At 41.8% G+C, this 8,304-nt stretch carries 7 protein-coding genes; 1 reads left to right on the forward strand and 6 read right to left on the reverse strand.

Translation table 11 applies throughout. The features are described 5' to 3' along the window. Positions 1–163 precede the first annotated feature (163 nt). The 4 genes from ybaK to EDD59_RS01565 form a co-directional block, all read right to left on the reverse strand. Positions 164–643, reverse strand: coding sequence for a Cys-tRNA(Pro) deacylase (ybaK, locus tag EDD59_RS01550; RefSeq protein WP_132378203.1), 480 nt, complete (start codon positions 641–643; stop codon positions 164–166). A 298-nt stretch (positions 644–941) separates the two neighbouring features. Beyond that, positions 942–2,135, reverse strand: coding sequence for a ribonuclease E/G (locus EDD59_RS01555; protein WP_132378227.1), 1,194 nt, complete (start codon positions 2,133–2,135; stop codon positions 942–944). After that, positions 2,135–2,851, reverse strand: coding sequence for a TIGR03936 family radical SAM-associated protein (locus EDD59_RS01560; RefSeq protein WP_132378205.1), 717 nt, complete (start codon positions 2,849–2,851; stop codon positions 2,135–2,137). The genes EDD59_RS01555 and EDD59_RS01560 overlap by 1 nt, the downstream gene beginning before the upstream one ends. Next, positions 2,835–4,700, reverse strand: a complete 1,866-nt coding sequence (locus EDD59_RS01565) for a TIGR03960 family B12-binding radical SAM protein (protein WP_132378207.1) — start codon at positions 4,698–4,700, stop codon at positions 2,835–2,837. The genes EDD59_RS01560 and EDD59_RS01565 overlap by 17 nt, the downstream gene beginning before the upstream one ends. Before the next feature lie 505 nt (positions 4,701–5,205). On the opposite strand from EDD59_RS01565, the gene EDD59_RS01570 reads away from it, so the two are divergent. Beyond that, positions 5,206–6,129 (forward strand): alpha/beta fold hydrolase, encoded by a 924-nt coding sequence (locus EDD59_RS01570; protein ID WP_165920829.1) that lies wholly within the window; start codon positions 5,206–5,208, stop codon positions 6,127–6,129. 99 nt (positions 6,130–6,228) lie between these two features. On the opposite strand, the gene EDD59_RS01575 is transcribed toward EDD59_RS01570, so the two are convergent. Beyond that, complete coding sequence (locus tag EDD59_RS01575; protein WP_132378209.1) at positions 6,229–6,543, reverse strand: hypothetical protein; 315 nt, start codon at positions 6,541–6,543, stop codon at positions 6,229–6,231. 375 nt (positions 6,544–6,918) lie between these two features. Next, positions 6,919–8,202: a bifunctional phosphoribosyl-AMP cyclohydrolase/phosphoribosyl-ATP diphosphatase HisIE gene (gene hisIE / locus EDD59_RS01580; protein ID WP_132378211.1), complete on the reverse strand. Its 1,284-nt coding sequence runs from the start codon at positions 8,200–8,202 to the stop codon at positions 6,919–6,921. Positions 8,203–8,304 lie beyond the last annotated feature (102 nt).

Below are 8,304 nucleotides of genomic sequence, written 5' to 3' on the forward strand. Positions count from 1 at the left end.
CTTGCTCTCGTATGCATATGCTGTCGAAAATTCATATGGCGCTCTGCCACAGTGAGATGAAGCGCAGCGGAATCGAGCTGATGGCTGAACTGTTACTATATTTCAATAGGATATCCTGCATATTTTCTTATTTATTATCAAAAAAGTTGTCTTTTATGAAGACTTATACAATTATATCTGCATATTGTGCATTTGCTGCCTTTTTCAAATCTTGGGGAGAAAGTTTCAACTGCATTCCAAGTTTTCCACCACTGACATAAATATAATCAAGGTTTTCCACAGTTTCGTCTATGACGGTGGAAAAAGCCTTCTTCATTCCTATAGCTGTACATCCTCCCCGTATATAACCGGTCACCGCGGTAATTTCTTTTACTGGAAGCATATCCAGAGATTTTTCTCCCACCACTTTGGCCGCCTTTTTCAGATGAAGTTCTGCTTCAATGGGAATGACAAATACATAATGCTCTCCGCTCTTTCCGGTAGTCACCAGTGTCTTGTACACCCTGTCGTGGGGAAGATTCATTTTATCAGCGATTGTAATGCCGTCAATAAACTCATCACATTCATACGTTTGATATTCATAGGGAATTTTATGCTTTTCCAGAATACGCATGGCATTTGTTTTCAGTTCTTTCTTACTCATAATATCAATTCCTCCATAAAGCAAATCATTTTGTGAATAACATTTTGTTTTTAGCATTCTTCTGTGGATAACTTTCAAAAAAGCGCCATATCTTTCCTCTTAACGTGGCCGCCACGCCAGATTGTATACAAGAATTCAATCTATTTACAGGCCAATTCGCGTGAGCGCAACAAAAATCCTCTAGTCCAAATTTTATGTATAATTGTATACAATCCAAAAAATGAAAATAAACAAGCCTGTATAAAAGGCCTAAAAATTTGCTGCAGTTTGGCTGGCTGTTCAATTTTGTAAAACATAACTACTCTTTAATACTTTCATGGAGAGGCCTGCGGACCTTTTTTCGTGTTACCTCTACAAGCTGTAACTCTGTCATATCTACCAAGGTTGTTTGAATGGGATCCTGTGATAAATGATGGCGGAAATCTTTCAGCAGCTCATGGGTTGCAGCTGCATCGTCCAGATTAATAAAATCTACAATAATGATACCTGAGAGATTTCTGAGTCGTATTTGCTTTGCCACTTCCTGTGCCGCTTCCAGGTTAATTTTTAAATAAGTCTCCAAGGGGGCTCTTTTAGCAACAAATTTTCCCGAATTCACATCTATGACTGTCAGTGCCTCTGTATATTGAATCACCAGATAGGCACCGTTTTTAAGCCATACACGCTGTCCCAGGGCACGGTCCAGCACAGTATGGGTACTATATAGTTTCGACAGGGAAAGCTGACTACTGTCATACCTTCTGAGATTAACTAAATATTCCGGCTGTTCTTTTTCATAGTATTCCCTGACCTGGCCGTAGAGTTTATCTCCTTCAACTATAATCTCTGTCAGTCCCTCCGTGTAGACGTTCTTTAAATATGATATATAGGCAGGAGGCTCCTGAGATAAACAGGAAAAACATGTCCTTGTCCGGGCAATTTTTTTTATTTCATAGTACTTACTTTCCAGCTCTCTGATTTCCTCAAGGATATCAGAAAAGGGCGCATCCTTGGCATTGGTACGGATAATAATCCCATACTCTTCATTTTTTAGGGGCTGAAGCTGTTCTTTCAGCAGTGTTCTTAAATGTTTCGGCAATTTGCCGGAGGTTCCGATTCTTGTATTTCCGGAAGTCAAAATAGCATAACGCCCGTGAAAATTCAGATTACTGCTGACTGTTGGGGCTTTTGTCTTCACAGCTTCTTTGCTGATCTGAACAACTAGCTCATCACCGACACAAAGTGCCTTTTTTCCACTTTTGTGAGTAAATATGGCTCTGTCGGCCTGGCTCATATCATAATAACATTCCACTTTGTTTCCAATCTCAATAAAAGCAGCTCCTATATTGGACACAATATTTTTCACTTTACCTACATAAATATTCCCCAGGGTTTGTACGGGTTCTCCTCTGTTGCTTTCAGGAGTGCAGTGTATCTCAACAATTTCATCATCTTCCAGCAGGAACATCCATATTTTATTTTCTTCCTTCATCATAAGAATTTTTCTTGAAATCATACTGTGTCTTTCTCCATTTCCCACCCCATATCTTCCAGTGACTTCAGTTCTCTCTCAATGCCTTGTCCCACATCTGCATACATTTCCAACCGGTGATGATGAAAATCTACGGATTTCCATTCAACGCTTAAAAACCGGCAGAAAGCTTCCATAACAAGCTCAGGCTTGAGATTCTGGACACTTCCTGCGGCAAGCTGCATATAGATGCCGGATTTGGAAGGTTCAAATTTATAAATCATAGGTCTGATATCCACCTCATTTACACTACGCTTTGTCTGCTTTTCTATGCGGATTTCCGGCTGCTTTAAAAATACAGACGTTTTTTCCCTCCAATTCTCCGGCAGAGAGCCTCTTTTCAAAGTTGTAAGGTAATCAGCGGCCGCCACAATTGCCATACCTGTCAGCTTCTTTTCCTCTGGAATCTGTCGGAAACTTATAATCTCCATGCCCTCCACCATAACTTTGTTGAGACGTTTTACGGCCTCCTTGCCGGAGACAGCTTCTTTCAATTCAATATCGAAATATTCACCATCGCTGGAAAGGCCTATCCCCAAAGGGCTTGCAAAGGACATAATCATATGGGGGCTGTACCCGCCCGTAAAGGCAATGGGGATCCCGGCCCGTCTCATGGCCTTCTGAAAGAAACGCATCACATCCAGATGTCCAATAAATCTTAAGGCTCCGTATTTCCTGAATTTAATTCGCGCCTTCATAACAGACACCTCCTCCAAATTGTGCCGCACCACAGCCGGAACATCCCCTCCTGCAATTGGGCGTAATTCTGCCGTGCTTTGCTCTCTCCCACTCTTTCTTAAGGAAATTCCTACTTACACCAATGTCAATAAAATCCCAGGGAAATAACTCATCCAGGTCTCTCTTACGGGTTGTATAAAATCCAATGTCGGTTTTCGTATTGCAAAATGCTTCTATCCATTTTTCATTGGAGAATGTCTCTGTCCATGAATCATAAAGGCATCCCAGTCTGTAGGCCTCCTCAATGACTTTTCCCACACGTCTGTCCCCACGGGCAAACACACCCTCCAGCACAGTGACATCTGCGTCATGCCAGTTATATTTCAGGCTTTTTTTATTTAACTGCTCCTGGAATGCATGCTTTACCACATAGGCCCGTCGAATGTACTCCTCATTGCTGCACATTGACGCCCACTGGAATGGTGTAAAAGGCTTGGGCACGAAAAAGGAAGAGCTTGCGGTAATCTGGCATTTCCCATGTCGCTCCTCTTTTGGTATTTCATAATACTTTCTGGCGATTTTGTCGGAAAGCACCGCAATTCCCTTCATGTCCTCATCCGCCTCCGTAGGAAGTCCCAGCATGAAATATAATTTTACTTTAGACCAGCCGCCTTCAAAAGCCTGTCCGGCCCCCTCTAGAATACTTTCCTCTGTCAGTCCTTTGTTGATGACGTCCCGAAGCCTCTGAGAACCTGCCTCCGGGGCAAATGTAAGACTGCTTTTTTTAATATCCTGCACCTTACTCATTACATCCAGTGAGAAGGCGTCAATGCGCAGTGAAGGCAAAGAGATATTTATCCCTTCGCCCTGGAATTCTTCTATCAGAAAATTTACCAACTCCTTCAGCTCAGAGTAATCGCTGGAACTTAAGGAACTCAGAGAAATCTCCTCGTGCCCGGTATTCTTCAGCATGGTGCGGGCATATTCCTTTAAGGTTTCCACATCCCGCTCTCTGGTAGGGCGGTACAGCATACCAGCCTGACAGAATCTGCATCCCCGGATACAGCCCCTCTGTATTTCAAGCACTACCCTGTCCTGTGTTGCCTTGATGAAAGGCACAATAGGAGCCATGGGGTAGGAGGCATTCGTGACATCCATGAAAACCTGCTTTTTAATTTTTGTGGGTATCCCCGGTATTCTGGGCACAAAAGACTTTAGCGTCCCGTCTTTATGGTAGGAAGCTTCATAAAGCCCGGGAGCGTAAATTCCCTCTATACAGGCTGCCCTCTGCAAAAACTCTTCACGGCTTGTCCCTTCAGCGCGGCAGGTCTTATATAAATCCAGCAGCTCGTCATATACAGTTTCGCCTTCGCCAATATAAAACAAATCAAAAAATTCTGCCAGCGGTTCCGGATTGTAGGTACAGGGGCCGCCTCCGATCACAATCGGGTACTCCCAGGTACGGTCCTCACTGTGAATCGGAATCTGGCTTAAGTCTAATATTTGTAAAATATTGGTGTAGCACATTTCATACTGAATTGTAATTCCCAGAAAATCAAACTGTTTTACAGGATCCTGGGACTCCAGCGCAAACAGCGGGATATTCTCTTCACGCAAGATTTTATCCAGATCAATCCAGGGTGAATATACTCTCTCACACCACACATCCTCACGTTGATTGAGCATATTGTATAAAATCTGAATCCCCAGATGGGACATTCCGATTTCATATACGTCTGGAAAACACATGGCAAACCGTATATCAACCTTAGATGAATCCTTATTTACCGAATTCACCTCATTGCCGATATAACGCGCCGGTTTCTCAACTTTTAATAATATATCATCATTTAACGCTAATTTACGCATGTTGTAGCCTTTTTCTTTCTTTAATATTCTTAGTAAATCATACTCAAGTCTAATGCTATTATTACTATTTTATTTTTTGGTATAATTCTGCCATTATTCTCCTATTGTTCATATAGGCAAAGAACTAAATAACAGTAAAAGTATAACATAAAATCGGTTCTTGTGCCATATATGAAAAATTAATAAGTTCATCCTGTATGAAAAATTAATAAGTTCATCCTGTTACTATCCGGAGTATGTAAGGTAGGGGGAGAAAAAGCAATGGACATTGCTGGTACTGTAACCACTCGGTGCAAAGTAATGAAAGCGCAAAAGCTTTCTCTCTTCAATCGCATCTTGAATTAGCTCAATCTTTGGGGCCAGAGCCGTCAGATAAAAAAAGAGCTGCAGATTTGAAGTTTATTGACACTACTGGGTTGTATGAGTATAATAAATAACATATGTTGCGTAACGAAAGTTTTCCAAATGGAGGAAAATGCTACTGCTATTGCGGAGGTACTGCAAAATGATTATAGAACGTTTTTATCAAAATCAAGGTGCCAGCCTGAAATACTATGAAATTGAAAATAGCTCGCCGCCTCTACTTCTCATTCACGCCCAAGGCGTTGACGGAAAGAGCTTTGCAAATGTATGGGAGCAGCTTTCCGAAAGATATCATGTGTATTCCGTGGACTGCTATGGTCATGGTGGCAGTCTACACGACGCAGGCAAATATAATGTGGAGGATATAGGCAACGCTGTGATCCGCTTCATTGAAGATGTCATAAAAGAAAAGGTTTATCTTCTCGGACATTCTTCCGGTGGTCTGATCACCGCCTATATTGCTGCAAAGACTGATCTGTGCAGATATTTGGTTTTGGAAGATTCACCGTTCTTTTCCTCACAGGGAGAACGCCGCAAGAGTAGCTTTAATTACATAGACTTGTCTACAGTTTGCCACCGCTTTATCAAACAGACGGAAAATAAGGATTTTGTGTTGTATTATTTCAGCAATCAATATGCGTGGAATTTTTTTCCCGAAAAATCACGGGAGAAGATAAAGCATAGCATGATAAAAATGGCCGCTAAATATAGAGCGAAGCACCCGGACAGAGATTTGAAAGTTCCATTCTGGCCGAAAGCCGCACTCAGCGGCTTTCAGGGCATGGACCATTACGATCCGCTATTTGGAGAGACTTTCTACAATGACAGTTTCCATTGCGGCATAGCACATGAGGACATCTTACGGAATATAAAATGCCAAACACTGTTTATGAAAGCGCAGACCAATATCAATGAGGACGGAATTTTAATGGCGGCACTTAGCGAGGAAGATTTGAAAAAGGTTACGGAGCTGATTGCCGATTGCCGCGTTGTACACTTTGACTGCGGGCATGGCATCCACATAGAAAAACCGAAAGAGTTTATAGCTTGTTTGGTATCACACTAGTTAAACCTATCCTAGAGGGGGCAAAATACCTTTTGACCCCTACATCTTATCATGTAATTAATTTTTTAAAAGGTTCTTCACCCGGAGATGAAGAACCTTTTAAAGATTTTTCCACACCGCCTGGATATCTTTTAACTCCAGCTGGTGTTCTATCTGATTCACTATCTTTTCACTGTTTACATTTGCCACATCAATTTTTCCATAATCTATCCATATATAGCACACAAAGCACAGAACAGCCAGAATCAGCCGAAAGTAGAAACTGTTTTTGGGCCTTCTTTCTTCATCATCCCCGTATAAGTCGTGATAAATATGTCCATACCGGGGATGTACTGCAGGTATGCCAACGTCTTCATTATAAAGTTTTCTTGTCTGTCGGAGAAGTTCCCTGCGCCGTTCTTCTGATTCATTCATAAGATATGTACCTCTGCTATATCAATCTACCCTATCTTATGTCCACAGAGAAGTTGTTAGAACTTCTTGTCTGCAATTTGTTGTAACTGTAAGGAAGTTCTTCGCTAAGCTCGAAAATACCTTGCTAATCTCAAAGAACGACCTACGTGCTAAGCTCGTGAAAGACCTCGCTAATCGTTATTGCTGTAAGGAAGTTCTTTTCGCTAAGCTCGAAAACACCTCGCTAATCTCAAAGAACGACCTACGTGCTAAGCTCGTGAAAGACCTCGCTAATCGTTATCGCTGTAAGGAAGTTCTTTTCGCTAAGCTCGAAAACACCTCGCTAATCTCAAAGAACGACCTACGTGCTAAGCTCGTAAAAGACCTCGCTAATCACTATCGGTCTGCCAGTTCATTTGTGATGTCTTCCCAGGTAATTCCTTTTTCAACCATCAATACCATGGCATGATACAGAAAATCTGACATCTCGTATTTAACTTCTTCTGGATTAGAATTTTTGGCAGCTATGATGATTTCCGCTGCTTCCTCTCCTACCTTTTTCAGAATTTTATCAATTCCTTTGTCAAACAGGTAATTGGTATAGGAGCCTTCCTTCGGATTTTGCTTTCTGTCTGCAATTGTGGCATAGACAGATTCAAACACCTGAAGGGGATTCTTTACATCATATTCGCTGCCTACAACAGGCTGGAAGAAACAACTATGGCTTCCTGTATGACAGGCGGCGCCTATCTGCTCTACTTTTGCAAGGAGTGTGTCATTATCGCAGTCCATGGTCAGGGTCTTTACATACTGGAAATGGCCGGAAGTGGCGCCCTTTACCCACTGCTCTTTTCTGCTTCTGCTATAGTAAGTCATTTTCCCCGATTTCACGGTGTGGTCAAAAGCTTCCTCATCCATATACGCCAGCATCAAAACTTCATTCGTCTTATAGTCCTGCACAATTACAGGCAAAAGACCATCTGAATTTAATTTGAACTCTGAAAAATCTACCATACTTTCAAAAGAAGTCATATGGATGCCCTCTGCCAGACAAATATCTTTAAATGCGTGATAATCTATGTCCTTCTGGCTGATAAAGAGTCCTGAAACACCTTTTATGCCCTCATTTTTTAATATTTTCAATATTTCGTCCTGCTCCATGGTGTCGGTCACTACAACACAGGGAACCTGAGTCACATTCATAACAGAATTCAGATCCAGCCTGTGCATGAATATAATTTCGGAGCCACACTCTTCTATGAGATGCTGTTGTTTGAACAGGGCATCAAAATCATTTAGCGACACAGCAATCCGTTCTTTGCCAAACCGCTTGGAAACCTCTTCAATCAGGTCAATAGACTCAGGCTTTGAAAAGTTTAGCATAGCCCTTCTTGCGCCTGCATACAGAAATTTCTTTACATCTTCCTGCCTGCTGATATTCCCGCCGGCAATCATGGGGATACTGATGACACGATTGATTCTTTTTATCAAGTCAAAGGCCTGCTCATGCTCCTCATCGGAATCGGACAAATCAAAGACAATCAGCTCGTCTGCGCCCATATCTCCGTAGTGTTTTGCAAGTGATATAACATTGTCTGCAATCACTTCTTTATCGTCGAACCACCGGACTGCTTTTCCTTTATCGATGAAAATGCAGGGGGTTAATCTTTTATAGCTCATTTGTGTTCTGCCACTCGAAATATGGACAAATATACCCATATCGAGAATTTTACTGCTTCAACCTATATGCTTTCACTCTGATTAATCAGACACTACTCACAA

It is taken from the genome of Muricomes intestini, assembly GCF_004346165.1.
GTDB classification, from domain to species: domain Bacteria; phylum Bacillota; class Clostridia; order Lachnospirales; family Lachnospiraceae; genus Muricomes; species Muricomes intestini.